General features: G+C 53.1%; 30 protein-coding genes. 16 read left to right on the forward strand and 14 right to left on the reverse strand.

Features of this window, described 5'->3' with window-relative positions:
• Positions 1 to 33 precede the first annotated feature (33 nt).
• Both LG323_RS02185 and LG323_RS02190 read right to left on the reverse strand, forming a co-directional pair.
• A complete protein-coding gene (locus LG323_RS02185; RefSeq protein WP_404418644.1) occupies positions 34 to 732 on the reverse strand; it encodes an SIMPL domain-containing protein in 699 nt (232 codons plus the stop codon).
• On the reverse strand, positions 729 to 2,105 hold the full coding sequence (locus LG323_RS02190; RefSeq protein WP_404418646.1) for an MATE family efflux transporter: 1,377 nt from the start codon (positions 2,103 to 2,105) through the stop codon (positions 729 to 731). The genes LG323_RS02185 and LG323_RS02190 overlap by 4 nt, the downstream gene beginning before the upstream one ends.
• Before the next feature lie 113 nt (positions 2,106 to 2,218).
• On the opposite strand from LG323_RS02190, the gene LG323_RS02195 reads away from it, so the two are divergent.
• The gene (locus LG323_RS02195) at positions 2,219 to 2,824 is read left to right on the forward strand and encodes an elongation factor P hydroxylase (RefSeq protein ID WP_404418648.1); all 606 of its coding nucleotides are present in this window, start codon (positions 2,219 to 2,221) and stop codon (positions 2,822 to 2,824) included.
• Here the strand turns inward: LG323_RS02195 and LG323_RS02200 are convergent.
• From LG323_RS02200 to LG323_RS02245, 10 genes are all read right to left on the reverse strand, one after another.
• Positions 2,789 to 3,823 carry an ABC transporter ATP-binding protein gene (locus LG323_RS02200; RefSeq protein ID WP_404418649.1) on the reverse strand — a complete coding sequence of 345 codons (1,035 nt, stop codon included), beginning with the start codon at positions 3,821 to 3,823 and terminating at the stop codon, positions 2,789 to 2,791. The genes LG323_RS02195 and LG323_RS02200 overlap by 36 nt on opposite strands.
• Positions 3,820 to 5,412 carry an ABC transporter permease gene (locus LG323_RS02205; RefSeq protein ID WP_404418651.1) on the reverse strand — a complete coding sequence of 531 codons (1,593 nt, stop codon included), beginning with the start codon at positions 5,410 to 5,412 and terminating at the stop codon, positions 3,820 to 3,822. The genes LG323_RS02200 and LG323_RS02205 overlap by 4 nt, the downstream gene beginning before the upstream one ends.
• A gap of 86 nt (positions 5,413 to 5,498) precedes the next feature.
• Complete coding sequence (locus LG323_RS02210) at positions 5,499 to 6,095, reverse strand: ABC-type transport auxiliary lipoprotein family protein (RefSeq protein ID WP_404418653.1); 597 nt, start codon at positions 6,093 to 6,095, stop codon at positions 5,499 to 5,501.
• Position 6,096: 1 nt separating this feature from the next.
• On the reverse strand, positions 6,097 to 6,990 hold the full coding sequence (locus LG323_RS02215; protein WP_404418655.1) for an MlaD family protein: 894 nt from the start codon (positions 6,988 to 6,990) through the stop codon (positions 6,097 to 6,099).
• Positions 6,987 to 7,775, reverse strand: a complete 789-nt coding sequence (locus LG323_RS02220; RefSeq protein ID WP_404418657.1) for an ABC transporter ATP-binding protein — start codon at positions 7,773 to 7,775, stop codon at positions 6,987 to 6,989. The genes LG323_RS02215 and LG323_RS02220 overlap by 4 nt, the downstream gene beginning before the upstream one ends.
• A 3-nt stretch (positions 7,776 to 7,778) precedes the next feature.
• Positions 7,779 to 8,867, reverse strand: coding sequence for an MlaE family ABC transporter permease (locus tag LG323_RS02225; protein ID WP_404418659.1), 1,089 nt, complete (start codon positions 8,865 to 8,867; stop codon positions 7,779 to 7,781).
• Positions 8,868 to 8,921: 54 nt separating this feature from the next.
• Positions 8,922 to 10,160 (reverse strand): DEAD/DEAH box helicase, encoded by a 1,239-nt coding sequence (locus tag LG323_RS02230; protein ID WP_404418661.1) that lies wholly within the window; start codon positions 10,158 to 10,160, stop codon positions 8,922 to 8,924.
• Between the two features lie 89 nt (positions 10,161 to 10,249).
• Positions 10,250 to 11,299, reverse strand: a complete 1,050-nt coding sequence (locus tag LG323_RS02235) for a betaine/proline/choline family ABC transporter ATP-binding protein (RefSeq protein WP_404418663.1) — start codon at positions 11,297 to 11,299, stop codon at positions 10,250 to 10,252.
• A gap of 11 nt (positions 11,300 to 11,310) precedes the next feature.
• Positions 11,311 to 12,345, reverse strand: a complete 1,035-nt coding sequence (locus LG323_RS02240) for an ABC transporter permease (RefSeq protein ID WP_404418665.1) — start codon at positions 12,343 to 12,345, stop codon at positions 11,311 to 11,313.
• Between the two features lie 90 nt (positions 12,346 to 12,435).
• Positions 12,436 to 13,401, reverse strand: a complete 966-nt coding sequence (locus LG323_RS02245) for an ABC transporter substrate-binding protein (protein WP_404418667.1) — start codon at positions 13,399 to 13,401, stop codon at positions 12,436 to 12,438.
• Positions 13,402 to 13,688: 287 nt separating this feature from the next.
• Here LG323_RS02245 and LG323_RS02250 point away from each other — a divergent pair, with 287 nt between their 5' ends.
• From LG323_RS02250 to LG323_RS02275, 6 genes are all read left to right on the forward strand, one after another.
• Entirely contained in the window at positions 13,689 to 15,206 is a 1,518-nt protein-coding gene (locus LG323_RS02250; RefSeq protein WP_404418669.1) for a fumarate hydratase, read from the forward strand.
• Positions 15,207 to 15,406: 200 nt separating this feature from the next.
• Complete coding sequence (locus tag LG323_RS02255; RefSeq protein WP_404418671.1) at positions 15,407 to 15,823, forward strand: hypothetical protein; 417 nt, start codon at positions 15,407 to 15,409, stop codon at positions 15,821 to 15,823.
• A gap of 170 nt (positions 15,824 to 15,993) precedes the next feature.
• Complete coding sequence (locus tag LG323_RS02260; RefSeq protein ID WP_404418673.1) at positions 15,994 to 16,203, forward strand: transposase; 210 nt, start codon at positions 15,994 to 15,996, stop codon at positions 16,201 to 16,203.
• A 343-nt stretch (positions 16,204 to 16,546) separates the two neighbouring features.
• Positions 16,547 to 16,975: an SMI1/KNR4 family protein gene (locus tag LG323_RS02265; RefSeq protein ID WP_404418675.1), complete on the forward strand. Its 429-nt coding sequence runs from the start codon at positions 16,547 to 16,549 to the stop codon at positions 16,973 to 16,975.
• 21 nt (positions 16,976 to 16,996) lie between these two features.
• Positions 16,997 to 17,404: a hypothetical protein gene (locus tag LG323_RS02270; RefSeq protein ID WP_404418677.1), complete on the forward strand. Its 408-nt coding sequence runs from the start codon at positions 16,997 to 16,999 to the stop codon at positions 17,402 to 17,404.
• A gap of 103 nt (positions 17,405 to 17,507) precedes the next feature.
• Positions 17,508 to 17,933, forward strand: coding sequence for a DUF2059 domain-containing protein (locus LG323_RS02275; RefSeq protein WP_404418679.1), 426 nt, complete (start codon positions 17,508 to 17,510; stop codon positions 17,931 to 17,933).
• 147 nt (positions 17,934 to 18,080) lie between these two features.
• Here LG323_RS02275 and LG323_RS02280 read toward each other — a convergent pair whose 3' ends face one another.
• Positions 18,081 to 18,752, reverse strand: a complete 672-nt coding sequence (locus LG323_RS02280) for an RES family NAD+ phosphorylase (protein ID WP_404418681.1) — start codon at positions 18,750 to 18,752, stop codon at positions 18,081 to 18,083.
• Entirely contained in the window at positions 18,749 to 19,144 is a 396-nt protein-coding gene (locus tag LG323_RS02285; RefSeq protein ID WP_404418683.1) for an antitoxin Xre-like helix-turn-helix domain-containing protein, read from the reverse strand. Before LG323_RS02285 ends, LG323_RS02280 begins: the two co-directional genes overlap by 4 nt.
• A 172-nt stretch (positions 19,145 to 19,316) precedes the next feature.
• On the opposite strand from LG323_RS02285, the gene LG323_RS02290 reads away from it, so the two are divergent.
• From LG323_RS02290 to LG323_RS02330, 9 genes are all read left to right on the forward strand, one after another.
• Positions 19,317 to 19,598: a type II toxin-antitoxin system YafQ family toxin gene (locus LG323_RS02290; RefSeq protein ID WP_404420100.1), complete on the forward strand. Its 282-nt coding sequence runs from the start codon at positions 19,317 to 19,319 to the stop codon at positions 19,596 to 19,598.
• A gap of 1 nt (position 19,599) precedes the next feature.
• The gene (locus tag LG323_RS02295) at positions 19,600 to 19,860 is read left to right on the forward strand and encodes a helix-turn-helix domain-containing protein (RefSeq protein WP_404418685.1); all 261 of its coding nucleotides are present in this window, start codon (positions 19,600 to 19,602) and stop codon (positions 19,858 to 19,860) included.
• A gap of 15 nt (positions 19,861 to 19,875) precedes the next feature.
• Positions 19,876 to 20,376: a hypothetical protein gene (locus tag LG323_RS02300; protein WP_310697793.1), complete on the forward strand. Its 501-nt coding sequence runs from the start codon at positions 19,876 to 19,878 to the stop codon at positions 20,374 to 20,376.
• A gap of 2 nt (positions 20,377 to 20,378) precedes the next feature.
• The gene (locus LG323_RS02305; RefSeq protein ID WP_404418687.1) at positions 20,379 to 21,458 is read left to right on the forward strand and encodes a hypothetical protein; all 1,080 of its coding nucleotides are present in this window, start codon (positions 20,379 to 20,381) and stop codon (positions 21,456 to 21,458) included.
• Between the two features lie 80 nt (positions 21,459 to 21,538).
• Entirely contained in the window at positions 21,539 to 21,700 is a 162-nt protein-coding gene (locus LG323_RS02310) for a hypothetical protein (RefSeq protein WP_404418689.1), read from the forward strand.
• The gene (locus tag LG323_RS02315) at positions 21,700 to 22,401 is read left to right on the forward strand and encodes a winged helix-turn-helix domain-containing protein (protein ID WP_404418691.1); all 702 of its coding nucleotides are present in this window, start codon (positions 21,700 to 21,702) and stop codon (positions 22,399 to 22,401) included. The genes LG323_RS02310 and LG323_RS02315 overlap by 1 nt, the downstream gene beginning before the upstream one ends.
• A gap of 3 nt (positions 22,402 to 22,404) precedes the next feature.
• Positions 22,405 to 23,880: a sensor histidine kinase gene (locus tag LG323_RS02320; protein ID WP_404418693.1), complete on the forward strand. Its 1,476-nt coding sequence runs from the start codon at positions 22,405 to 22,407 to the stop codon at positions 23,878 to 23,880.
• A gap of 94 nt (positions 23,881 to 23,974) precedes the next feature.
• Positions 23,975 to 25,105: a peptide-methionine (R)-S-oxide reductase MsrB gene (gene msrB, locus LG323_RS02325; protein ID WP_404418695.1), complete on the forward strand. Its 1,131-nt coding sequence runs from the start codon at positions 23,975 to 23,977 to the stop codon at positions 25,103 to 25,105.
• Positions 25,102 to 25,590 carry a GNAT family N-acetyltransferase gene (locus tag LG323_RS02330; RefSeq protein WP_404418697.1) on the forward strand — a complete coding sequence of 163 codons (489 nt, stop codon included), beginning with the start codon at positions 25,102 to 25,104 and terminating at the stop codon, positions 25,588 to 25,590. Before msrB ends, LG323_RS02330 begins: the two co-directional genes overlap by 4 nt.
• Positions 25,591 to 25,656: the final 66 nt, after the last annotated feature.

The following is a 25,656-nucleotide window of genomic DNA, read 5'->3' on the forward strand; positions in this document are numbered from 1 at the left end:
TATTCTAGCTGCTTACCGGTTGATGCGTAAAGGTTAATCGACTAATTCAAAGATGACCTGGACTCTGGCCGAGGTTTCCACGCGACCCGGCTGCATGTCCGGGGTGGATTCATTGCTGGAATCCGCTGCCATGACGGCACTTCTGGCCTGGATTCCGGGGCTGGAAATTTCTTCGATCTGCAAGGCTTTACCCAGTTGCTGTCCCAGAGTGGCGGCCATGATCTGGGCTTTGTTGCGGGCATCAGCCAGGGCTTCTTCCAATGCCGGGTTACGCTGACTGGTTGCCTGAGTACTGTGATAATTCAGTGGCCCCAGTTGGCTGGGTTGCCCCTGGCTGATTTTTTCCACCCACTCCCCGGTTTTTTCCACGGGCAGATCCAGGACAATCAGATCACGCGTGGCGGTGTAGCCGATGATCTGCCATTCATCATTGCTACGCTTGTGTCGGGGATGAACCCGAACCTGACCGGCTTCCAGGCGGGCATTTTCAGGGAGCTGGCGGCGCAGACTGCGAAGCAGGTTACCGAATCTTGATTCCAGTTCTTGCAGGGCCAGGCGTGAGTTCTTGTGGTCACTGGTGAAGCTGGCGTGAATATCCACCCGATCAGCATCCAGGGTGATGCTGGCTTCTCCGGCCACCTTTAGGTGCGGCTGGGGCGCCCAGTCACTGGCAGACGCAGCGCTGGTCAACAACAGGCTCAGAGTGAGCCCAAGAGCAAACAGGTTTTTCATATTGCCTCCTGCGGAGTGTTGGGGTTCAGGAATTGCCGACTGGTGGAATGCAGGCGCCACAGCAGCATGGCTGCCGCAAAACTCAGGCCCAGAATCAGACCGTACCAGAAGCCTTGTACGCCCTGAGGCCCCCAGGGGTTGTCTCCCAGAGCCAGCCACCAGCCGCCACCCAAACCGATCAGCCAATAGGCCACAAAGGTGATCAGCATAATAATGCGGGTATCCTTGTAGCCGCGCAAGGCACCTGCGGCATTCACCTGCAAGGCATCGGAAATCTGGTAAAGAACAGCCAACTGGATCAGGCCTGCGGCCAGCAGCTGTACCTCAGTGTTTTCTGAATAGAGCCTGACCACCCAGGGTGCTGAAAGCCACATGAAAGCAGCCGAGATCAGGGCCACCAGGGCCGAGAGCTGAACACCGTACCAGGCGGCTTCACGGGCCTCATCAGGGCGGCCGGAACCCAGGGCATGACCCACCTTGACGGTCAGAGCCATCCCCAGGCTGAGGGGCACCATAAACAGGAGCGTGGTGAAATTGAAAGCCACCTGATGTCCGGCCACCACCACTTCACCCAGCCCGCCGATAAACAGGGCAATGGTGGTAAAGAGCGAGGCTTCGACAAAAATCGACAGACCAATCGGCAAACCCACCCAGAAAATATGCCCAATTTGAATCCATTCTGGCTTTTGCCAGGCTGCAAAAATGGCAAAACGCCGGTAATTGGGGCGCAAGTGCACATAAAGGCTTAATAGCAGGGCCATAAACCAGAAACTCAGCGCCGTGGCATAACCGCAACCGACAGCCCCTAATTGCGGCAGGCCCAGCTTGCCGTAGATCAGCACATAATTGGCAGGAATATTGATCAGCAACCCCAGAAGACTGATCCAGAGCACCGGACGGGTATGATTGAGGCCTTCACAAAGACAACGCAGCACCTGAAAAAAGGCCAGAGCTGGCAAACCCCAGGCCAGTGCTCGCAGATAACCGGAAGCCAGCGCGGAAACCTCCGGGGTGATGCCCATAAAATCAAACACCCACTGGCTGTTGGTCATCACCAGACCGCCGAAGAGGATCATCACCAGGCTCACCCAGGTGGCCTGATGCACCGTTCCGGCCAGGGTGGATGTCTGACGCGCACCTGCGGCCTGGGCAACCAGAGGGGTGGTGCCCAGCAGAGTGCCGAAGATCAAAAGCATGATGGGAGCAAACACACTGGTGCCCACTGCAACAGCAGCCAGATCCACAGCACTCAAGCGCCCGGCCATCAGGGTGTCGACCACCCCCATACCGGTTTGTGCCAGATGCGCGCCTAGCAGCGGCAGGGCCAGAACCAGCAGGGGTGTATTGAAATGCCAGAAACGTGAAATTTGCATAAAGAATCTCAAGAAGAAAACTTATTTTACAGTAAAATAGACTGCCCAGTCTGCAATAAATCAGTAGAATCGCCAACAATTCTTAACTTCTTTGACTGATGGCAGGAAGGATTTTGACGCCCGAAGAACATGAATACCAGGAAGGTGAAAAGTTGATTCAACTTTTTGCCGAGCTTTTTTATGATCGTTATCAGACCCGGCTGGTGCGTGGCGGGGAAGAGCCGCTCTATCTGCCTGCCAGCATGACCGGTGATGATCATCAAATCATTTTTGCACGCGGCTATTTCACCAGCGCCCTGCATGAGCTGGCCCACTGGTGCGTGGCCGGTGAAAAGCGCCGGGAACTGGAAGATTTTGGCTACTGGTATCTGCCGGATGGAAGAAGTGCTGCCCAGCAGCGGGCTTTTGAAAAAGTGGAAGTTCGCCCCCAGGCCTTTGAGCAGTGCTTTACCCTGGCCAGTGGTCGCAAGTTTCACATCAGTGCCGACAACCTCTCAGGCGAGCCGGGGGACACCCGCAATTTTGAACGCCAGGTTCACCGGCTGACCTACCAACTGCTGTTTGAAGACCAGCTGCAGGGCCGTGCCCGCATCCTTTTTGATGCCATCTGCCAGACCTGGAACAATCCCTTTCCAGACTGGCAGGAGGAAGCCAGACAGGAGCTGTCAGAAAAGCTGAAGCCCCTAGTTGCTGGCGGGTATGACCGAAGCCTGGCGTGAACTCCCCAGAGTCACATGACTGCCGATTTCAAAATGGTTGTGGCTGGGGGTGATGGCACAATACTGGATACCTTCCTGCTCCAGTACATAGAGGTAGTCATGGCCGCGAAACTCACGATCCAGTACCTTGGCTGCATCGGGGTTGTCACTGGCTGTCAGTTGCAGGTCCTCGGGTCGCAGGGACAACTGCACATCCCCCTTGCTGGCGGTATGCAGGCTGATATTGCCCAGAGGGGTTTCCGCAAAACTGCCAATCGCGCGACCGCGTAAAAGATTGGTGTGACCCAGAAAAGTCGCGACAAAGGCATTGGCAGGGTGCTGGTAAACGGCCTGAGGGGTATCCAGTTGCATCAACTGACCCTGCTGCATGACTCCAACCTTGTCGGCAAACGTCATGGCTTCAGCCTGATCGTGGGTGACCAGAATCACCGAGGTGCCCGCTTTCTTGAAGAGGCTGCGCATTTCCTTGCGGGTGGCTTCACGCAGGGCGGCATCCAGATTGGAAAAGGGTTCATCCAGCAGGACCAGTTCAGGCTCTGCCGCCAGGGTGCGGGCCAGAGCCACCCTTTGTTGCTGGCCGCCGGATAATTCATGCGGATAGCGTGTGGCATAGGGCGTCAGGCCGACCAGATCCAGCCATTCCATGGCTTTTTCTTTCAGCTGGTTTTTTGGAACGTGGCGCATGGCAAAAGTGACATTGCGCAGCAGCGTCATGTGTGGAAACAGCGCATAGTCTTGAAACACGATGCCGATATTGCGTTTTTGCGGAGGCAATTCGGTGACTTCTCGATCATGCAAAAAGATATGGCCAGCGGTGGGGTGCTCAAAACCGGCCAGCATTCTCAGGGTTGTGGTTTTGCCACAACCGCTGGGCCCCAGCAAAGCCAGGATTTCACCGGGTTGCAGGGTGAAGCTCACCTGATCCACGGCCAGGGAGTCCCCTTCATTGTAGCGTTTACTCAAACCCTCAACACGCATCAGCGCCTGTATGGAATTCATCGGTTGCCCTCGCGATTCAGCACCATGCCGACAGATAAGCTGGAAAAAATCACAATCGCCGCAGCAAAGGGGGCGGCCTCAGCCATTAAACCCTCTGAAGTGCGACTGAAAACGGTAACGGCCAGGGTGGTGTAGCCCGTGGGTGCCAGTAAGAAAGTAATCGGTAGCTCTTTCATGCAAAACAGGAAAACAATGGCAATGGAAGCCAGAATACCGCGTCTCAGTCTGGGGAAGACGACATGAAAGAAGGTGGCAATCGGGCCATGCCCCAGAGAAAAGGAGGCCTCTTCCAGGTTGGAGCGGGTCTGCATCAGAGAGCTGCGAATCGGCCCCATGGCCAAAGCCAGGGTCGCCAGTGCCCAGGTGAAAATCAGCAAAGCTAGGGTCTGGTAGAGAAAATAAGCGGTATGTAGGGCAAAGAACACCATCGCCAGAGCCAGGGTCAGGGGCGGCAGCGCATAACCAATGTAGGTGGAGCGTTCTATGACGGTGGAAATCCGGGATGGGTAACGCACCAGTAGATAGGCAATCGGCAGAGCAAAACCTGCTGCCACCAGAGCCGCTGGCAAGGCCGCCGCTGCAGAACGCAGGAAGGTGCCGGGCACTTCCAGGAAGAAACTCAGATCAGGGGGGGCCAGCAGCAGCCAGTAGGCCAGAATCATCACCGGCAAGCCGATGGAGCTTAAAAACACCACACTCAGATAGATCCATGCTGGAAAGGCCTTCCAGCCCAGCTGACTGGCCGCCTTGGGCCGGGCAATACCGCTGCCAACACTGGCCAGGCGCTTGCGCTTGAGCACCAGGGTTTCCATAAGCACAAAACTGCCCGCCAGAGCCAAAAGCATCAGCGACAGCCAGGCGGCATAAATCCGGTCAAAAGCACTGGAGTACTGGGTGAAGATGGCGTAACTGAAGGCTTCATAGCGCATCAGAGCCACGGCCCCGAAATCGCCCATGACGTAAAGGCCGATCACCAGCCAACCGGCCATCAGGGCCGGGGCCATGTGGGGCAGCAGGATTTTCAGGAAAATCTGGCGCTGGCTGTAACCCAGGGCCTGGGCGCTTTCTTCCAGGCTGCGATCAAAGCCCAGGAAGGTGGCGCGCAGATTCAGAAACAAATAAGGAAAGGTATAAAGACTCAAGGCCAGAACCGCACCGGTATAGCCGTTGATACGCGGCAGCTCCCAGCCAAACAGCTGGGCAAACACGCCATAGTGGCCTCCCAGACCCAGTAGGGCGTAGGCCATGACATAACCGGGAACCGCCAGGGGCACTACGGCAAGCAGGGTAATGGCTTTTTTAAAGCGGATGTTGGTGCGTGTCACCAGCCAGGCAGTGGGCAAGGCCATCAGGGTGGCCAGCAGGAGCACACCAAAGGTCAGCTTCAGGGTATTGAACAGCAGATCCAGATTGCGCTGCCTGAACACCAGTTCAACCAGTTGGCCTGAATCCGCCTGAAAGGCTCTGAGGCCCAGATAAAACAGGGGCAAGACCATGGCCAGGGCTGCAACTACAGAGGGAATCAGAATATAAAAAGGGGGTCTTTGCCCCCAGATTCTGTAAATGTAGCTGGCAACGTGGGTGCTCATCGAAAGGCTAAACCTTACTTGGGTTGGGTGATTAGGGGTAAGCTAGCAGATTCACCCAGCCTTGTAAATGATAATTATACGCAGCTCTATTTCTGCCAATGATCCTTAAGGCTTTGATTCAGTTCTACAATCCAATTTTCCAACCATGTCTGGCTGGCCTGGGCAACGCCCTGGGGGGAAAGCCGGGCAACCGGTTGCTTCTCATTCCACTGTCTTTGCAGCAGGCTGTTGCCATCACTGTCCAGAAGGTTGGCCTGCAGGCTGATCAGCAACTCTTCCTGGGCGGTGTCCAGATACCAGTGTTGCAGATTGAGGTGCAAACGGTACTCGGCCCGGAACCCCGGACGATCCAGGCTGACGGCTTCTGCCCAGGGCTGCTGGGCCAGAAACTCGGCTGTCAGGCTTTGCAGTTGCAGATCCAGACTTTCAGCCCAGAGGTGCCGACTGAAGGGGGTCAGCTGCAGACCGGCATCACGATACCAGATTTCGCGCTGACGCAGCGGGGTGCTGGCCAGGGGACGCTCGATCACCAGTCGTATCTGCATGTCGCTATGACGGCTGGTTTCCTGACTGGGAGCCAGGCTGGACAAGAGAAGTTGCTGGGGTGCCTTCTCGGGTGCTGGAAAAACACTGCAGGCCGTCAGGCTGGCGGTTAACAGCAGAAGGAACAGGTATTTGCTCATATTATTCTCCCGGACCCTGTGGTTGTGTTTGATTGCCCCTCAGCCAGGTGTCCCCTTCGCGGCGCAGCTGTTCCAGCAGTTTTTCCGCCTGTTGTAGGGTTGGTGCCAGCTGCCGGGCGCTGCTGCTGGTGTCATCGCCCAACTGCTGCAGCTCCTCCTGCAAGGCTTGCAATTGTTTGCCCAGGCCTGTTTCCAGGCTTTGCAACTGACCGGGGAGCTGGCTGGCCTGGCGGGTGATCTCACGGGTCAGTTCTTCCAGGGTTCTGGCCAGGTCTTCATAAGCTTGGGGATTGATGGCCTCAAGCCGTTGTTCTGCGGTATCGGCCAGACGCTGACTGGAATTCATCAGGTCCAGAATTTGTTGGCGCATTTCCGGGTTGGTCAGGGTTTTCAACTGGTCACTGACTTCATTGAAGGATTCCAGCAGGTTGCCCAACTTGCCACTCAGATCATCCAGGCTTTCCGTGAACTGTACCAGGCGTGAGGCCTGGCTGGGTATTTCCGCAGGGTTTTCGCGGGTGGATACCAGTGGCGTACCGGGAGTATCCGTGCTTTTCAACTCAACAAACAAAAGGCCGGTAATGCCCTGATGCTGCAGGGTGGCATAGGTGTTGCTGCGGATGGGGGCATCGGCATCCAGAGCCAGATCCAGTCGGACTCTTTCATCCGGGTCTGTGACCAGAGTGATCCCCTCTACATAACCCACAGGCACACCCTGGTATTTGACCTGAGCCTGTTCATTGAGGCCGGATACCGAATTATAAAAATAGGTGGTATAGGGCAGGCGGCCTGTGGAGCCGCTGTCATGGGTCATCCAACTGGTCACGCCCAGACCGGCCAGAATCAGCAGTACCACAAAAGCGCCGACCAGAGTGTAGTTAATTTTCGGATTCATAAAACTTCACCTGCTTGATTGCGATTCATCGCCTGGGTGGCTCGGGTATTGGCAAAATATCGCTGGATATGCGGTTGTTCCTGCTGGATGAGTTCATCCATGGGTGCCTTGCAGAGTACGCGCTTGCGACCCAGAAAAGCTACCTGATCGGTGATTCGCCAGAGGGAGTCCAGATCATGGGTGACCAGAATCAGCGTCAGATCCAGAGTGGCATGCAGCTCCAGAAGCAGCTCATCAAATGCATTGGCACTGACTGGATCGAGACCGGCCGTGGGTTCATCCAGCAGCAGAAGGTTGGGATCGAGTGCCAGGGCACGCGCCACAGCCGCCCGTTTCAACATGCCGCCACTCAATTCCTGGGGAAACTTGTGGGCAGCCGTTGAGGGCAGGCCCACCAGTTGCAGCTTCAGCATCCCCAGTTCCTTGATCAGGCTTTCAGGCAGTTTTTGCAGCTCCCGGATGGGCAGCATGATATTTTCCAGCAGGCTCAAGCTGGTGAAGAGGGCACCCTGCTGGAACATCATGCCCATCCGGGTTCGCATCAGCTTGAGGGCTTCCGTGTCCAGATTCCGAACCTGCTGATCAAAAAGCCGGATTTCCCCGGCTTCGGGGTTTGTCAGGAGGGCGATGGCACTGAGCAATACAGATTTCCCGCAACCACTGGCCCCCACCAGAGCCAGACGTTCACCCTGAAAAACCTGCAAGTTTAGATTCTGGTGAATGCGTTGGGCACCAAAGCGTGTTTTGATATTGCGCAGCTCAACAATCGGGGTGTGCTGATCCATGGCCTACCATCCTGTATTACTGAAAATAATGGAAAACAGGGCATCAACGATAATCACCAGAAAAACGGCCTGAACGACACTGCGGGTGGTGCGATGCCCAACCCCTTCAGCGCCACCCTCGGCCAGCATCCCCTGCATACAGCCAACTGTGACGATAATCAGGGCGAACACCGGGGCCTTGACCAGACCGATCCAGAAATGCGCGACATTAACTTCTTCACCCAGGCGTTGCCAGAAAGCGGTGGGGGTGACTTCCAACTGAACGCTGGCGACCAGCATGCCGCCACCCAGCCCTGCCAGGTTGGCCAGCACGGTCAAAAGGGGTAAAGCCAGCAGCAGGCCCAGCAGTTTGGGCAGCACCAGCCAGGCATAAGGGTCCTGTCCCAGACTTTTCAGCGCCAGCACTTCCTGATTCATGTTCATGGTGGCAATTTGTGCGGCATAGGCCGAGCCGGAGCGCCCGGCAACCAGAATGGCCGCTATCAGAGGCCCCAGTTCGCGCAGGTGGGTGATCGCCACCAGCTCAACAATAAAGATATTGGCCCCGTAAGTCTGCAACTGCAGTCCGCCCTGCCAGGCAATCACCGCCCCCAGCAGGAAAGCCATCAAGGCCACGATAGGTACGGCCTGCAAGCCATCACGCTGAATGACATCCAGCAGCAGTTTGACCTTGCATTGCCAGGGGCGGCGCAACATTGCCAGCAGCGCCAGGGTCAAGCGCCCCAGAAAATCCAGCAGTTGACGACCATGGCGAAAGCTTCGCAGGGTATGAAAACCCAGCTTGGCAAGCCAGTTGAGGGAGGGTTGTGGCGGAGTGGGTTCTTGTTTGCTTCTGACCAGCTCCAGGATCTGAAGCTGGTTGTCCGTTAAACCTTGCGGCCAGGACGTGGGTTTTTTCCCGAAAATGTTCAGAAAAACCCAGGCACCGTTGGTGTCCATCTGCTGGCAGTCGAGGCGTATTTTGCCCGACAGCCTTTGCAGATCAGGTTGCAGCTGCAGCCAGCGTTTCAGGTGGGCCGTAATCCAGTCACCCGAAACCACCGAGCCGTCGGACTCGGCAATAATTCTGGGTTGTGCCGCTGGTGATGCCATCTGGGACTCCGCAAACATCGGATTGCCTGATTATCCCTGAAGCAAAGCCGCTTGTCAGCTGGCCCGAGCCGGTGCTCTTCTGCCCCGACCCTGACCCTGGCGTTGACCAGGCTTACCTCCACCACCACCACGCCTTGGTGCAGGGGGTGCTGCCGTCATTACCGGAGCCGGAAAGCCTTCAGCCTGCTTGCGGGGAATGTTTTGCTTGATGAGCTTCTCAATGTCCTTGAGTAGCTTGCCTTCGTCACCACCAACCAGAGAAACGGCTTCACCGCTGGCTCCGGCACGACCGGTGCGACCAATGCGGTGAACGTAGTCTTCGGCAACATTAGGCAGCTCATAGTTCACTACCTGAGGCAATAAATCGATATCCAGACCACGGGCTGCGATATCGGTTGCCACCAGAATCTGGATGCTGTTGTCCTTGAAACCAGCCAATGCCTTGGTTCTGGCTCCCTGACTTTTGTTGCCGTGAATCGCGGCAGCCTTGAAACCACCGTCTTCCAGGTATTTGGTCAGCTTGTTGGCACCGTGTTTGGTTTTGGTGAAAACCAGGGTCTGGCCCCACTTGTTATCCACCAGCAGTTTGACCAGCAGCGCCGGTTTCTGCTTCTTGTCGACCAGATAAGCGGATTGCTCTACCTTCTCTGCCGTGGTGTTGCGCGGGCTGACCGAAATTTCCACCGGATTGTTCACCAGGCCTTTGGCCAGGTTGCGGATTTCCTTGGAAAAAGTGGCCGAAAATAGCAGGTTCTGACGCTTGGCAGGCAAAACTTTCAAAATGCGTTTGATGTCGTGAATAAAGCCCATGTCCAGCATGCGGTCGGCTTCATCCAGCACCAGAACTTCCAGATGATCAAATTTCACGGCATTCTGGTTGTATAGATCCAGCAGGCGGCCGGGCGTGGCCACCAGCACATCCACACCGCGGCGCAATTTCATCATCTGCGGGTTGATCTTGACGCCGCCGAACACGACTGCCGATTTCAAATGCATCTGGCGACCATAGGTGGCGACACTTTCACCCACTTGTGCAGCCAGCTCGCGGGTCGGGGTCAAAATCAGGGTACGGGCCTGATTGGCACCGGCCGGTTTGCCCTTGGCCAGGCGTTCCAGAATCGGCAGGGTAAAACCTGCGGTTTTGCCGGTGCCGGTCTGGGCCGCAGCCATCACATCCTCACCCTGCATGATGGCAGGAATGGCCTGGGCCTGGATGGGGGTCGGCTGGGTATAGCCTTGTTCTTTCAAAACAGCAAGAATCGGGGCACTCAGGCCCAGGGAAGAAAAACTCATATATTCAGGGAATCTCGGTAACTAATAGAAGGGCGTCAAATGACGTGGACGCAGCATACAGCAAGCTGAACGCTGCTACCAGCAATCTATTAACGCACTTCCCGGGCCGCCGCATGGGTCGGCACCAAAGCCTTGACCACAGCCTGCATGCTGATCACGCCCACCGGAGTACCCTCTCGTACCACCTGATAAGTCAAATTCGTGGCCCCCTGGGACTTGGCGATCACCTCTTCCAGATTGGTGTTTTCGGTTACCTGACCGGCACTTAGTGCCAGAGGCTGGGTGGTTTTTTCCATCACCGAGCGTACCCTGAGTACCCTGGCCCGGTTGATATCACTGATGAAATCAACAATATAGGGATCATTGGGCTCCAGAAGAATTTCCTGGGGCTCACCCTGCTGCACCACATAACCATCCTTTAAAATCACCAGATGATCGGCCAGCTTCAGGGCTTCATCCAGATCATGGGTGATGAAAACGATGGTCTTTTTCAGCTCCTGTTGCAGGTCCAGCAGCAAATCCTGCATGTCGGTGCGAATCAGGGGATCCAGAGCCGAGAAAGCCTCATCCATCAGCATGATCGGTGAATTGGAGGTCAGGGCACGGGCAATCCCCACGCGCTGCTGCATGCCGCCGGACAGCTGATGCGGGTACTGGTTGCCGTTGCCTTCCAGACCGACACGGGCCAGCCATTTGTTGGCTTCTTCTTCAAACTCCTTGACTTCCTTGCCTCTCACCCAGAGTGCCAGACCGGCATTTTCCAGAACGGTGCGGTGGGGCAGCAGAGCAAACTTCTGGAAGACCATGGACATATGCTCGCGGCGCAGGCGACGCAGGCGCTCTTCGTCATAGCCCAGCACATCTTCGCCATCCACCTGAATACTGCCTGCCGTGGGTTCGATCAGGCGGTTCAGGTGGCGAATCAGAGTCGATTTGCCGGAGCCGGAGAGGCCCATGATGACAGTGACTTCGCCTGCCTTCATGTCGACATTGATGTCCTGCAGGCCCAGCACATGGTTGTGCTTTTCCAGCAGCTCGGCCTTGCCCATACCCGCCTGGACCGCCTGCAGAGCAGTGGCTGGGTCGTCACCAAAAATTTTATAGAGATTGCGTATGGAGATTCTAATATTTTCAGTCATCTTAACCTGTCTCAGCTTTTCTGGGAGGCATTGATACGCGCCAGGGATATTTTGGTCACCCGATCAAGAATAACCGCCAGGATGACGATCCCCAGACCAGCCACCAGACCCACACCCAGTTCCAGATTACGAATACCGCGCAGCACCAGAACCCCCAGGCCGGGTGCCGAGACCAGAGAAGCAATCACCACCATCGCCAGACTCATCATGATGGTCTGGTTGACCCCGGCCATGATGTTGGGCAGTGCCAGCGGAATCTGAACTCGATAGAGTTTCTGCTGCTTGGTCATGCCAAAAGCATCTGCGGCTTCAATGACATCCTTGTCCACCAGGCGGATGCCCAGGTTGGTCAAACGAATCACCGGTACGATGGCATACAGAATGATGGCAATCCCGTAAAGCTTGGATTCAGTGACACTGAACAGGAAGATCAGCGGAATCAGGTACACAAAGGGCGGCAGGGTTTGCAGCATATCCAGAATGGGTATGGTAAACCGTTGCATCGTGTCACTGCGCGACATGGCAATGCCGATGGGTACCCCGAAAAGCACACAGAGAAAGGCACAGACAAAAATAATCGCCAGGGTCTGCATGGCGTATTCATAGTGATCAATAAAGGCCAGGGTACAGATGCTGAAACCCACAAAAGCAACCAGCCGCCAGGACTTGGTCACCAGTTGCACAACCAGCAACAAGAGGGGAATGATGATCCACCAGGGTGTGGCCAGCATGAAATACAGGGCACCGTCCAGAAACCAGCTCAAGGGCTGAGTCAAAGGGTCCAGAAAAATGCTCAGGTTGTCCTTGACGGACAGAAAGCCGTTTTCAAGACCCTTGGTGAGTTCCCGTGACTGGGGGAAGGCGCTGCAGGCTTCATTCAGATTGTCCATGGAAGGAAAGGGCACTTCCCAGAGGGACTGGCTGCTTTCGGTTTCGCCACGTGACTTGGAGAGCAGGTCTTTCATGGACATGGGGCCGACACTTTGGTCTTGGGCACACCAGTCCTGTAAACCTAGCTTGGAAAATACAAAGTCGTAGGTTGCCATTGGCTTTCTTGTTCCTCGTTTTACACGGGGGAGGGCAGGCTAAAAACTGCAGACAGGGGTTGCCTGCCTGCAGTGGGCTGGATCGCTGGATCAGTTCAAGAGGGCTGCCAGCTTCTGGCGAGCAGAATCATTCAGCCAGTCGGACCAGATGTCTGAGTTGTTGCTCAGGAAGTAAACCGTGGTTTCTTCTGCTGAGGCATTGTTCTCATCCATCCACGCGAGCAGGGAACTCATGTGAGCGGTTTCAAACGTCATCTTGCTCAACATGTCGGCCACTTCAGGCTCGCGATCCTTGAAATCCGTGGTGATGGAGGTCAGCACAGGTGCTGCAGGAAAGTCGGAAACACCGGCATCGGGCGAGTCAGGGTTCATGTTGTGGTTATGAACTTCTTCATCGTAACCACCCATGTCCACCTTGGTCATGTCGTATTTGCCGAGAGGCACGGTAGGGCCCCAGTAGTAACCCAGCCAGGGCTCTTCGGACTCATAGGCAGAAGCCATGGACGAAGCCAGAGTTTCACCGGAACCATGATTGAAGACCTCAATGCCCGAGGATTCCAGATCCAGAGCGCGAATCAGGTTGTCACTGACCACACGGCAACCCCAGCCATCCGGGCAGTTGTTGAAACGGGCACCGACCAGTTCCGGGTTTTCCATAATACCGTCAATGGTTGTCAGTTCAGGGTGTTCTTCCGCCAGATAAGTCGGAATCCACCAGCCTTCAACACCACCGGGTGTCAGCACCTTGCCCAGGCGCTCAACTTTGCCTTCTTCTTCCAGGCGGTTGTAGACATCACCCGTGGAATTCAGCCAAAGCTCAGTAATAATATCCGGCTCACCGTTTTCAGCAACGGAAGTCACAGCGGGAACGGTATCGGAAGGCACCACGGTGACATCACAGCCGTAGCCTTCTTCCATGATGAACTTGGCAACACCGGTTACGATGGCATTGGAGGCCCAGTTCATTTCCGTAATGGAAACTTCGCCGCAATCAGCTTGCGCCACGGCAGGAAGGGTCAGGGCGCACAAGGCGACACCAATCAATGATTTACGCATGCTTATAGCTCCTCTTTGATGACAGGAAAGTCCAGGCAAGACAGGGGCGAAGCATGAAAGGTAGGGAAAAGGCAAAGGGATTTGCCTTTACAAATAAAGCGGGTCGTTTTTTTCGTTATACAAGGCATACTGAGGTCACCCCTGCGGCCCTAGACTCTTTTAGCATACAGCTTCAACATAAAGTTACAAGTTGGCGGGATTATTCGTTCTACTTATGACTGGCTGGTCTGCTTTGGGGGGAGTGGTATACTTGCGCGCGAAATAACAGACCAAAAGAGGACTCGTTTATGACCGTCATCCGCCAGGACGACCTGATTCAAAGCGTTGCCGATGCTTTGCAATTCATCTCCTACTACCACCCCAAGGACTTCATTGACTCCCTGAATGAAGCCTACGAGCGTGAAGAATCCCCGGCCGCCAAGGATGCCATGGCCCAGATCCTGATCAACTCGCGCATGTGCGCCCAGGGTCACCGCCCCATCTGCCAGGACACCGGCATCGTCACCGTCTTCCTGGAAGTCGGCATGGACATCCGCTGGGATGGTGCCACCATGAGCGTGGAAGATATGGTCAACGAAGGTGTTCGCAAGGCCTATCTGCTGCCGGATAATGTTCTGCGCGCCTCGGTTCTGGCTGATCCAGATGGCAAACGTGCTAACACCAAGGACAACACCCCGGCGATCATCCACGTCAAACTGGTACCCGGTAACACCGTGGACGTTCACGTCGCAGCCAAAGGTGGCGGCTCTGAAGCCAAATCCAAATTCGCCATGTTGAACCCTTCCGACGATGTGGTGGAATGGGTGCTGGAACAGATTCCCAAAATGGGTGCGGGCTGGTGTCCGCCCGGCATGCTGGGTATCGGCATCGGCGGCACTGCTGAAAAAGCCATGCTGCTGGCCAAGGAAGCTCTGCTGGAACCCATTGATATTCATGACCTGCAGAAAAAAGGCGCAGAAACCCGTTCTGAAGAACTGCGTCTGGAACTGTTTGATAAGGTTAACAAACTGGGCATTGGTGCTCAGGGCCTGGGCGGTCTGACCACCGTGCTGGATGTTAAAGTCAAAGACTACCCAACCCATGCTGCCAACAAGCCGGTTGCCATCATTCCCAACTGTGCTGCCACCCGCCATACCCACTTTGTCCTGGATGGCTCCGGCCCTGCGGCTCTGGAAGCCCCCAAACTGGAAGACTGGCCCGAAGTCACCCGTGAAGTCGGCGAAGGCGTCAAGCGCATCAACCTCAACACCGTCACCCGCGAAGAAGTCAAAGACCTCAAACCCGGTGATGTCGTGCTGCTGTCCGGCAAAATGCTGACCGGTCGTGATGCTGCCCACAAACGCATGGTCGACATGATCAACAAGGGTGAAGAACTGCCCGTCGACCTGGCCGGTAAATTCATCTACTACGTTGGCCCCGTTGATCCGGTTCGCGAAGAAGTGGTTGGCCCTGCTGGCCCCACAACCGCAACCCGCATGGACAAATTCACCCGCACCGTACTGGAAAAAACCGGCCTGCTGGGCATGATCGGCAAATCCGAACGTGGCCCCATCGCCATTGAAGCCATCAAGGACAATAAAGCCGTCTACCTGATGGCCGTCGGCGGTGCCGCCTACCTGGTTGCCCAGGCGATCAAAAACGCCAAAGTCCTGGCCTTTGAAGACCTGGGAATGGAAGCCATCTACGAGTTTGAAGTGGAAGACATGCCCGTCACCGTCGCTGTCGACGTTAACGGCGAGTCCATCCATAACCTCGGCCCCGCCAAATGGAAAGAAATCATCGCCAAGGATGCAGCAGCCAGCTGATGTGATGTAAAAGATGCAATGACCAGCAACCCCAGGGAAGGGGTTGCATTGGTTCTTGTAAAAGAGCCATTGAAGAGTTTGTAAGCTTGACACCAAGAAAAAAGAGAACTAAAAAAGTAAGGAAATTGATCGGCAGTCAAGGTTGCGGTATTCTATCAACCCAACCTTACTAGTCTTAACAAGGAAAAAAGGAAATATATATGAGTGATAAAAATAAGTGGATGGCTGCAGTTGGGTATATTTTGGTGATTGCAGATTCATTTTCAACCCAGCTGTTCAATTTCTTTCAGTTTCATTTCTTTGGGTACTATGTGAACCTAGTAACACTTACACCTCTTGTGATTTACTATGCCATTAATAAGTCCCACTCTGATCAGTTCATAGCCACTCATTTAAAAAGGTCAATGAGGGTCTATTTCTGGTATGTTGGCCTTTCAGTAGTTAGTGGTGTTTTGTTTGAGCCTAATAATATGTGGTTGTATGTAGCTGGGGTCGGCGTGACTTGGTTAATGGTCATTGTACTGGTATACATTACAGTGAGTTGTGGGAAAGGAATTATTAGATCATTTAAAGAAGAGCCAGTATCAACCAGTAAAACAGTTAAGCCTGAAGCCTGAAGCCTGAATTAAACGTTAAATAAAACAGGCGGTAAATTTTTTCCGCCTGTTTTCTGTGGTAAGCGATAAGGCCCTTGAGAAAATCAGTAATCAGCTGATCATGGTAATAGGGTAGGAAGACAAGTCAGCTTCCCTTAAATGACAAACGGCCTCCCAGCTACACTGACTGGATGAAACACCGTGTGGATAGTCCCAAGGGCAAGCAAATTTACAGCCACCGCATGTCCGTTGTAGAGCCAGTTTTCGGCAACATCGGCACCAACAAAAGACTCAGCCGCTTCAGCTTGAGGGGTAAGGATAAAGTTCAAGGGCAATGGCAGTTGTATTGCCTGATCCACAACATTGAAAAGCTCGCCCACTATGGCAAGCTGGTTCAATAAAGCCGCAGAGCAGGGGCCAGGCCAGCCCAAAAACAGGTGCTGTAAGCCTTATAATGACTGACTTACAGAGGCCAAAGCCTGAAAAGGCTAGAAAACACGGAATTACAAACGACTGCCAACAAAAATCGGCAATCGAAAAATGAACAACAGAGAAAGAGCTGTTGGTAGAAAAAACTAAGAGGTTTCGGTTTCTGAGAATTTTTCTTGCTTCTACGTAAACTCTGAAGTTTTTGATGGTGAAAAGTGCTCCAGAATTTACGTAGAGTCGCTATTTTTAGTACAAAAAATGATCAATTTTATAGGCTGAAGTTTTTCTACAATCACTCGTTAGAAAGGAAGAATCTTGACATTCGAGCAAGTCGCAATAGAGCTTAGGCAATTAAATGAAGATGTACCCAAACCATTAAGATTGCCCACGGAGCATGAAGTGACAGAGGCAGAATCAAGGTTGGGTGTTCCTTTTCATTCTGAGTTTCGCCGTTATCTGCTCGAGCTTTCAGACGTTGTCTTCGGCCCTTTTGAGCCGGTCACACTCACAGCCTCCGACTCACATACCCACTTGGACAGCATTGCTACTCATGCCTGGTCAGATAGGGGTGTCCCAGGTAATTTAATCCCCATTTGCCACGACAACGCTGATTTTTATTGTGTGAATAAAGAGGGGGAGGTCGTGTTCTGGTCCCATGACATGCAGGATTTGTCTGGGGAAAAATGGCCATCGATAAAAAACTGGATCAAAGATGTCTGGATCGAGGAAACAAAATCGTTCTAATGGCGTTAGGTTGAGAGGACCATGCGTAGAAAACGCTTAAATCATTATGCAGACGTTGTATGCAAGATGTTTGTCGGGTGGCGCATGGGTGACGACATGGAGGCACTATCGGATTTGCCAGATGGCACTATCTCAATCAATTTGCTGACGGGCGATGCAGTCCATTCTGAAGTAGGGCTGCTGGATCTGCATATAGCCAAAGAAATCCAGGCATGGTTACAGCAGCAAGGCGCGAAAGAAGGTGTGGATATAGAGAAGCTAAAGAGTGCTACCCTCGAAGTTGACGTAGATACTAACAAGGTTGCAACTAACAAAAAGAAGGTGCTCTTGTTCAGCTTTAGCTGCCGAAGCAACTTGAAGACCGATACTGCCACCTATCAGGGAGCGCTTACGGATGAGTATCATTGGTATACCAGAATCATAACCTAACCATGCCAGCGACGGCTACTGCATTGCGGCTTCGGCTTCATTTCGTAGCCGCGCGTGCTGAGCGGCGTTAGAATAATTACACAGTTCAATATTAGGAGATAGAATGAATATTTTAAAATCTGCAATTTTTGGATCCGTATTAATTTTAGTGTCTGCAAATTTATATGCTGACGAAAGTAAAGATTTATTGGCCATTGAGTATTTAAAATTGTCAAAAACGAAAGAAACCTTCGATATGACTATAGATGCTTATGTCGAACAGTTTGCTAGTCAAGGTTCTGATGCAGATAAAGAGAGTCTCAGGTCGTTTTTTAAAGCTTATATGGGTTGGGAAACTTTAAAAGAACCTACAATAAAACTGGTTGCTGAGACCCTAACAGCTAAAGAGTTGAAAGATATTAATGATTTCTACAAAACAGACAGTGGGCGTGCGCTAGCCAAAAAGTCACCTAAAATGGCATCGGATATTTCAAACCTAATTGGTGCAAATCTACAAAAAGCCATTCAGAAAATGCAGGGATCCAAGTAATTCTGATACCTATGAGCCTTCTGACTGTCAATAGGCCGCAGAGTTTTTTATTGGCCGCGTCAGCGGCCAATATCAAGTCCCTGAGCCAGTGATCCTACTTCATCTGTCATCGCTGGCTGTTGGCCAGGATGGATAAGCAAGATCGAGCTATTCAATCAGGCTAACGGCCAGCACGGACAGAATCTTCTGCGCTGTTCCACTCCAGACATATCTGTAATGACCGCCCTGAACAGGAATGGAAGTGGCTTTGGGGGTGAAGAGGGCTGCACACTCGCCGCCCTGGTGGCGAACGCTATTATAGAGGATTCCGTGAGAACCTGATTGACGTTGGTTTCGGGCAAATTGCTGGGGGCAGGAATAATCGGTCGGGTGGTGAAGTTCTGCAAACTCCTGGCTACGAATATCACCCAGGGGTAAGCAAATGCTGCTGATGTATTCGCGCATGGTGATTTCAGTGTCAGGCTCCTGGGTGGCCGCAAGAAAACGCTCACGATGATAGCGTGTTTCGGCCAGGGCAACGTCCAGAGAGTTTCCCGCGTAGTAGACTCCAAAACGGCCATCAGTGAATCGGCTGGGTTGACCCATATGCGTGAATGCGGCCATAACCGGGCTGGAGCCGGGGCCTGCTATGCGTTCAGATGCAGGGACCAACCTCAAGTCACCGGTTTCATCCCTCAAGCGATCATTGGTCAGGCTTTCGATCTCGAAGACCAGTTCCAGATCCTCTGGATCTGAGACCGTTTCAAATAGGTTGATGGGCGGGTAGTGGCAGGGCACCAGTCGATGGGCTCGAGTCCAGTCCGGGATTAATGCCTTCATTCACCTAGCCTCTCATTATAGTCCAGGTAGCGCCGAACATCGGCCAGATTAATCATGCTGCCCTTAAGCATGACAGCCAGCGCAGATTCGCCATCGAAATCTCGATTGGGTTTGCCGGGCCAGGCGTTGGCTTGCTCCTCCGTTGGAAACAGAATTCTTAAAGCCTTATAGATGCCCAGTATGTAGGAGATACGCTCCAGGGTATCGCGACTGATTGCCGGGCCTTCACCTTTTTTCCATTTATAGAAGGTGCTTCGGGGAGGGTCACCCAGCAAGATTTTCTGTTGATCCGCTTTCAGATTCCAGCCTTCGGTGATTTTGAAAAAGGTTTTCAGTGCAACAGCTGATTTTTTCTGCTCATCAGTTGCTGCTTGCTGGAGTAGGGCTGTCATGCTGTATACCTCATCATGGCTGGTACGGCTTTATTTTAGTCTCTGTAGGAATAAAAATCAAAATATATCCAAGAAGAGACTTTTTGGTCTCTAATGCCATCAGTACTCCGACACTGGCCACCGCGATGCTCTCTTTTGACATACTAAAAATGGTATGTATACTCTTTATGGTATGTGGCAAATATTAGAACATAAGCGGATTTCAAAGAACCTTAAGGGCGCTCCGATTGAAGTCCAGAAGCGCTATGAGAAATGGAAAGATATTGTTTCTCTATCCGGCCCTTCAGGACTACGCAAAATCAAGGGGTTACATGATGAAGCCCTGAGTGGAGAGTGGAACGGATACCGCTCGTCCCGGTTGAATATTCAGTACAGGGTCATTTACAAAGTTGTGAAGGATCAGATTCAGGTCAGAGTGGAAAAGGTAACGGCCCACGATTACCGGAGAAAATGATATGAGTGATTATGTTCAAGCCGAGAGGCATGTTGCGGTATCTGTTGGAGAGTCTGTGCGTATCATTCGTGAGCTTCAGGAAATGAGCCAGAATGACCTGGCGGCGGCAACCGGGATACCTCAATCCACCATTTCGGCAATCGAAAATGACAGAATTCAGCTTGGTGTCGAAAGAGCCAAGGTTCTTGCACGTGCTCTGCATTGCCATCCAGCTGTGCTGGTTTTTCCCGGCTGGGATGTTGATCAGAATTCAGCCGCATAACAACAGGATGCATTCATGGCAGTCGCCTTACCGCCTGATTGGGAAGTCAGGCTCAACAAGCTGAGCATCAAGAGTCCTTTTTTCAATCGTGTGCTTGGCTTGGTTTTTATGCCTTTTATTGCCCGCAGTGGCTTGAAGGTGAATTACGATCCCGCCGATTTTTACGCCTATTTGCCCAAAAAACGCTTTAATTCCAACTGGTATGGTACTCAGTCGGGTGCGGCGATTTTGGGTAACAGTGAGCTGGCCGCCGGTGCCTATCTTTTTATGCTGACTCAGGGTGAATATCGCATGGTCTGTACCCAGCTGGATTACCGTTTTCTGCTACCCAGTACGGACCCAGTGATTTTCAGGGTGAAGCTGGATCAGGCAGAGCTGGAAGAAAAACTGGCGGCGGGTGGCAAGTTCATGATGGATCTGACCATTAAGCTTTACCGCGCAACCTCCAGAACCAGCACAGGCAAGCGGATCGGTTCGGGCAAGATTCGCTTCAAGGTCTGGCCTGTGGGGGAATAAGCATGCCTGCCTCTGTGCTTTATGCCTTTTATCTGGCTTCATCCTGGTTGTGGTGTATCGGTGCTTTTTTGCCGGTGTTGCTGCTACGGGATTATGGCTGGGCCAGTCTTGTGGTTTTTGCCCTGGCGAATGTGGTGGGGGCGGCTGCTTTTGGCTGGGTGATGACCCAAAAGCGGCAGCAGGCTTTTCTGGTGAATCATCGGCCAATGCTTAAGCTTTTTTCACAGGTGACGGTGGCTTTTCAGCTGTTTTTTGTCGCCTGGCTCAGTGCGCTGCTGGGTTGGTGGTTATTGTTGGTGATGCTGGTGCTGATCGGCCTTTTTTATCGGGCTGACCGGGTGGTTGCCGGGGTAGCCGTGGGGGTGTTCCTGCTGTCTCTGGCGTTGTTCGGCAGTTATTTGCTGACCGAGCCACCGCTTCCTGTTGCTGCCCTGCAACCGGGATGGTGGCACACACTTTTGCCTCTGGTGCTGGGTTTTGCTTTATCGCCCTATCTGGATCTGACTTTTCATCGTGCCCTGGAACAAAGCCCTAACCCCAGACTGAGTTTTACGCTGGGTTTCGGTGTGTTTTTCCTTTGTCTGTTGGTTTTCGTGTTTTTCTACAGCGCAGATCTGGCGCAGTTGATGGCAGGGGCTAGCCCGGATTGGCCGGTGCTCTGGCCGGTGGTGGCTTTTATTGTTTTGCAAACGGCTTTTACGGTGGCACTTCATCTCAAAGAAATGCAGCGTTTGCAGCAGGCTTCCCGGCTGGCGCGGTTATGGCCTTGGGGTCTTTACCTGCTGTTGTTGATATTGTTGCTGGAGCCTCTGGCAGGCTGGGCCTTGCCCTGGATAGATCTGCCGCTCACTGAAGGCCTTTATAAAGGCTTTCTCTTTTTTTATGGCCTGGTTTTTCCTCTGTATCTGCTGTTGGGCAAAAAACCAAAACGCTTTTGGATCACTCTGTTGTTAGCCACACCGGCTTACGGCCTGGGGTTTCTGGTCGGCGGTGATTTCTTGTTTTTACTGAGCCTCAGCATGGCCTGGGTTGCCGTGATACTTTTGTTAACTTTTCGCGATACTCTTTTTAATACTCCGTGACTCCTCTGTGAGGGTGTTTACCCAGGATGGTAACTGAGCCTGCCCTTCAGCAGGCGAGAAACTCTTGAGGAGAAAACACCATGAACAAGTTCACTGTGATCGCCGCTCTTTGCCTGTTTGGTTTGATGGCCTGTGCCAGTCCCACGGATAAAATGCAATCCGAAGAGGATATGATGAAAGACGACATGCAGGAATCGATGGATCATAATTCCATGAAAAAGGATGAGATGTCGGACAGTTAATGACTCGAAACGTACTGATTATTGAAGATGATCCCAGTATCGGGGAGCTTGTGTGCATACATGTGGCCGACCTGGGTATGAACCCCGTTCTTTGTGAACGGGGGGATGCCGGGCTGGAGCGTTTTCTTGAAGGGGATATCGACCTGGTGATCCTTGACCTGATGCTGCCCGGAATGGATGGCTTGTCGATCTGTCGCAAAATTCGCTCCGGTTCGGACTATGTTCCGGTTTTGATGCTGACCGCCAAAAGCACGGAGCTGGATCGGGTTTTGGGTCTGGAAATGGGGGCGGATGATTACCTCACCAAGCCTTTTAGTGTGGCTGAACTTGCAGCGCGGGTAAAAGCCCTGTTTCGGCGGGTGGATGCCATGGCATCTTCACCCAGCCCGGAAGTTGCAGTTGCTGAACTGAGAGTCGCGGAATTACGTCTTGATCCGACACGTCGCCGGGTCTTTGTCAAAGAGCAGGAAGTGGAGCTCACCGCACGTGAGTTTGATTTGCTTTGGCACTTTGCCCGGCATCCAGGGCGGGTGTTCAGCCGTGTCCAGCTTCTGGATAGCGTGTGGGGTTACAACCATGAGGGCTATGAGCATACCGTCAATACCCACATCAACCGCCTGCGAGGGAAGATCGAAACCGACCCGGCCCGACCTGAGTTTATTCAAACGGTCTGGGGTGTCGGATATCGTTTCCGGGAGTAACCCATGCTGAAAACCCTCTATACCCGGCTAGCTCTGGGCTTGTTTTTGCTGCTCTTGGCCGTGGGTCTTCTTTATACCGTTATCAGCTATTATTCGCTGCGTGAATACAGCGCTTCAGTTAATCAGGAACTGCACCGGGACTTGGCCAAAAATCTGGTTGCAGACAGAAATCTGGTGAGGCAGGGGCAGCTGGATCGCAGTGCTTTGAAAGAACTTTTCGCACTTTACATGACCATCAACCCCAGCATTGAAATTTATCTGTTGGATCTGGATGGAAGCATCCTTTCCTATTCAGCCGACCCGGCCAAGATCAAGCGTAAACAGGTTTCGCTGGAACCCATCCAGCGTTTGCTGGATAACATGAAGCGTTACCCTCTGTTGGGTGATGATCCGCGCAGTCATGATCGGCAGAAGGTATTTTCCGTGACTCCGGTACCCTCGGCAGAGAATCCCGAAGGCTATCTCTATGTTGTGTTGCGAGGTGAGGAATACGATGCTGCAGAAACCCTGGCGCATGGCAGCCAGGTGCTAAAGCTGAGTGCCTGGGCACTGGTCGTCAGTCTGGCCGTGGTGATGATGGCCGGGCTGGCTGTATTCAGACTGTTAACCCGCCGCCTGAGTGACTTGACCCGGTTGGTGGAAAGCTTTGAGAGTAACGACATGCGCCAAAATCCACCCATAACTTGGCGCGACAAGCGACCCTGGGTTCAGGACGAGATCGACTACCTGGGTGTCACTTTTGATGATATGGCTTACCGGATTGCTTCCCAAATCGAGCAATTGAAGGACAAGGATGCTCAGCGCCGCCAATTGATTGCTCAGGTATCCCATGATCTGCGTACCCCTCTGGCTTCCATGCAGGGTTATATTGAAAGCCTGAAAATACGCCGTGACCGTCTTGGTTCCCAGGAGCAGGAGCACTTTTTGGACATAGCCCTCAAGGAGGGCAGGCGTTTAAATCGTCTGGTGGATGAGCTTTTTGAGCTGGCCGCACTTGAGGCACAGGAAAAGCAGCCGGTGCCCGAGTCTTTCCCGCTTGCCGAACTGGTGCATGACGTGGTTCAGAAGCATGCCCAGGCCGCCCAGAACAGCCAGTTGGAGCTTACCCTGAGCGGCGATCCTGATTTGCCAGCTGCCTACGCAGATCTGGCGATGACCGAACGTGTATTGGATAACCTGATCGCCAATGCCATCGCTTACAGCCCGGCAGGTGGCCGAATTGAAGTGGTTCTCGGCCAGCAAGGGGGTGTGCCTGAGGTTTGTGTGCGTGACAGCGGCTCGGGCATTCCTGAGCAGGACTTGCCGCATATCTTTGATCCCTTCTATCGTGGTGACTCCTCAGAGGCGGGCCATGCGGGTCTTGGTTTGGCGATTGCCCGCAGAATCATGGCACTCCAGGGTGGCGATATCCGTGTTGAAAACCGTGCTTCTGGAGGAGCATCCTTCTGTATAAGCTTACCTGTACAGATCACTCATTGAGCTTTCGTTATAAAAACGTGATAAACAGGAGAAAACGCTGTGATAAATCTCTTGCAAACTGGTCACAGTATTCACAGAGCAGGAGATTAAGATAATGAAACGCAATCTATTACTGGTATCTGCAGTCGCGGCTCTGTTGTTGGTGGGGTTCCAGCTGGGAGCTGTCAGCAATAACAACTCGAAATACGCCCCGGATGATCCCGATCTGGCCGTGGCGACTTTTGCCGGTGGCTGCTTCTGGTGTGTGGAAGAGTACTATGAAGAAAAAGTGCCCGGAGTGGTTGAGGCTGTTTCCGGCTACAGTGGCGGCAAGGAGAAAAATCCCACCTATGAAGCGGTTGCCAGTGGTCGCACCGGTCATACCGAAGCAGTGCAGGTTTATTATGACCCGGAAGAGATAACCTATGCAGGCTTGCTTCAGGGGTTGTGGCGAACTGCCAATCCCACCGATGCCGAAGGTCAGTATGTCGATCGGGGCCGGCAGTACCGTCCGGCCATTTTCTATCATGATCAGGAACAAAAAAGGGCGGCAGAAGCTTCCGTGAAGGCGTTGCAGGAATCCGGTCGTTATGAGGATGCCGTGGTTATTGAAATTGTTCCCTTTGAAGCCTTCTATGAGGCTGAGAAATACCACCAGGATTACCACCAAAAGAACCCGGTGCGTTATAAATTCTATACCTTCAATTCCGGGCGTTACCAGTTTATTGAGGAAGTCTGGGGTGAAGATCAGGAGGTGGATTTTTCCAAATACCGCCCGGAAAATGGAGAAGGCTTTAACCCGGATCGCTTTGAAAAACCAAGCGATGCTGCGCTCAAGACGCGATTGAGCGAGGAGGCGTATTATGTCACTCAGGAAGATGGGACGGAACCGGCTTTTGAAAATGCCTACTATGATGAAAAGCGGCCCGGTATCTACGTGGATGTGGTCTCTGGCGAGCCCTTGTTCTCATCGCGTGACAAGTATAAGTCCGGTACCGGCTGGCCCAGTTTTACCCGCCCCATCAACCCTGACTGGGTGGTGGAGAAAGAGGACAACACTCTGTTCACCACTCGAACTGAAATTCGCAGTCGCTATGCAGACTCCCACCTGGGGCACTTGTTCAACGACGGCCCTGCACCCACCGGGCAGCGCTATTGCATGAACTCTGCAGCCATGAAATTCATTGCCTTGGAAGATATGGAAAAACAGGGTTATGGAGCCTTGACCAGTGAAGTGGAAAAATGAAGATTAGAGAAGCAAAAGCAGCCGATTTTGATGCGATTTGGCCTATTTTCCAGGAAATAGTTGCTGCTGGTGATACCTATGCTTATCCACCACAGACCAGCCGGGAGGAAGCGGAGCGCATCTGGATGCAGCAGCCACAAAAAACCTGGCTGGTGGAGGAAAAAGGCCGGGTTCTGGGAACCTATTACCTGAAACCCAATCAGGCCGGGCCGGGAAGCCATGTGTGCAACTGTGGCTACATGGTTTCTTCTGCAGCCAGAGGTCGGGGCCTGGCCACCGCCATGTGCGAGCATTCCCAGGAGCAGGCTCTGGCTCTGGGCTACAAGGCCATGCAATTCAACTTTGTTGCTGCGACCAATGCAGGTGCAGTGCGTCTCTGGCAAAAGCTGGGTTTTGCCGAGGTCGGACGTTTGCCTGGAGCCTTTAATCATCCTGAGCAAGGCTATGTGGATGCTCTGGTCATGTACAAGTGGCTGGACTTATGACGCGACCGGCATTTACATCAGTCCGACGGGTCATGTTAGGCTGAAATTGGTATTCAGGTTGGCAGG

The sequence above is a fragment of the Marinospirillum sp. genome (assembly GCF_044810985.1).
GTDB lineage: Bacteria > Pseudomonadota > Gammaproteobacteria > Pseudomonadales > Halomonadaceae > Marinospirillum.